Origin of the sequence: Candidatus Pseudoscillospira sp. SGI.172 (assembly GCF_050313575.1) — a bacterium.
In the GTDB taxonomy this organism is placed as follows: Bacteria; Bacillota; Clostridia; order Oscillospirales; family Oscillospiraceae; genus Vermiculatibacterium.
Window position 1 is genome coordinate 1 of sequence record NZ_JBNPLQ010000067.1, and the last position, 1,912, is coordinate 1,912.

Annotated in this window: 1 protein-coding gene; it reads right to left on the reverse strand. The window is 55.2% G+C overall.

All coding sequences use genetic code 11. From position 1 onward, the window contains the following. A partial coding sequence (locus ACQRD3_RS13445) for a recombinase family protein (RefSeq protein WP_427781727.1) occupies window positions 1-1,702 on the reverse strand: 1,702 nt, incomplete at its 3' end. Between the last annotated feature and the right edge of the window lie 210 nt (window positions 1,703-1,912).

A 1,912-nucleotide genomic window follows, 5' to 3' on the forward strand; every position in this document is an offset into this window, starting at 1 on the left:
TAGCGATCTGTGTGGGGGCGTAGCTTAATGCTACGCCTTTTCTCGTTTCCATTAAGATGTCTCTCTCGGGGATCTTCCGGCGATCCGGCACCTCAAAGGCACCGATGCAGTTGTAGTGGATCGTCACCCGCTGATTGGTAATACCGTCCTCCTTAACCGCCGGATAAACCTCGATGTATTGAATGAGCTCGGCAACCATGCGTTTGGTGATGGTGGTGGCGTCGGTGTAGCACCACACCGTTTCCAGAAAGGTGTCCACATCCATCCGCTTATCTTCCAGCTTCTTCAGCTCCAACCGCAGCGCCTTGATCCGTCCGGCATTCTCGCCCTGTTCCTGCTCATACCGCTTGGACATTTTGGCGAACCGGGTATCGTCGATCTTGCCGGACACATTGTCCTCGTAAAGCCGCTCAAAGAGCATATCCAGCTCCCTATCCCGGGCCAGCAGCCCATCCAGCTCCCGCTTCTTGCGTACCCGGTCATTTTCCGCTACCTTGGCGGAGCGGCCCACCATCGCCTTGATAAAGTCGTTTTCGTACTCATTGGCGAAACAGGCCAGCCGGTGTACCTCATAGAGCACGATCTGCTCCAAGAAGTCCAGCCGGATATAGTGGGTAGATGAGCATTTACGGAGCCCGGAATTGTGGTTGTTGCAGCTAAAGAACTTGATGTCGTGGTTGCCCTGGTTGAAGTGGAAAGTCAGATTGCCGCCGCACCCCGGGCATTTCAGATAGCCGCAAAAGGCGCTGGACTCCTTTGTTACGGTAGGCCGCCTGCGCCGGGTGGTTTGCAGGCTTTGCACCTTTTCCCAAGTCACACGGTCAATGATGGGCTCATGGACATTGAGGAAGATTGCCCGGTTCTCTTCCGGGTTTTCAATCCGGCGCTTCATCTTGTAGGACTTGGAGTAGGTCTTGAAGTTGATCACATCGCCGCAGTATTCCTGCAAGGTGAGGATCTTCTTGACGGTGGTATGGTTCCACTTGGTAGGCTCCAGCGTGCTTTTGGAGCCGCCCTTGTTGATCCCCTTGCTGGTTCGATAGGCCGAGGGGTTCAGCGCCCCCATCGTCCCCAGTGCCGTGGCGATCTGCAAGGGGCCGTTGCCCTCCAAAGCCAGACGGTAGATGCAGCGTACCACCTCGGCGGCCTCCGGGTCAATCACCCAAAACCGACGATCGTCCGGGTTCTTGATGTAGCCATAGGGCGGCGGTGAAAGCGGAATCCCGGCGTTGCCTTTCATCTTATTGACGATCCGGCGCTTCTTAGAAATGTCCTTGGCGTAGTATTCATTCATAATGTTCTTGAACGGGGTGAAATCATCCTCGCCCTCGTCGCTGTCCACGCCATCGGACACAGCCACCAACCGCACATCATGGAGCGGGAAAAATTCCTCGGTGAGCTTGCCCACCTCAATGTAGTTTCGGCCCAGCCGGGAAAGGTCTTTCACGAACACCGCCGAGATGTACCCGGCCTCGATTGCGGCAATCATTTTCTGAAAGCCGGGGCGTTTCATGGTGGTGCCGGTGATGCCGTCATCCACGAAAAAGATGGTGTCCGTATAGCCTTTCTCCTTGGAAGCCTTTTGGAGAATCTTCTTTTGGTTCTGGATGCTGTTGGACTCGCTGTCCATGTTATCGTCACGGCTCAGTCGGCAGTAGAGAGCGGCTGCCCCGTGAGGGGTTTTATTGTCCGACCGTTTCAAAATGTCCTCCTTCCTCGGGTGTCGGACAATCAGTATTTCCAAGTATATTGTACCTCCGCCCCACCCCTTTGTTAAGGATGTCGCCGCTCTCTAAATCCGCTGGCGTGAGCTTTAAGAGGATGCCTGCCATTGTACCTCCTTCCCAAACGAATAACAGACCAAGGGACGACGCCGGAGCGCCGCCCCTCGGTCTCTCCCCTTATGAAAGGA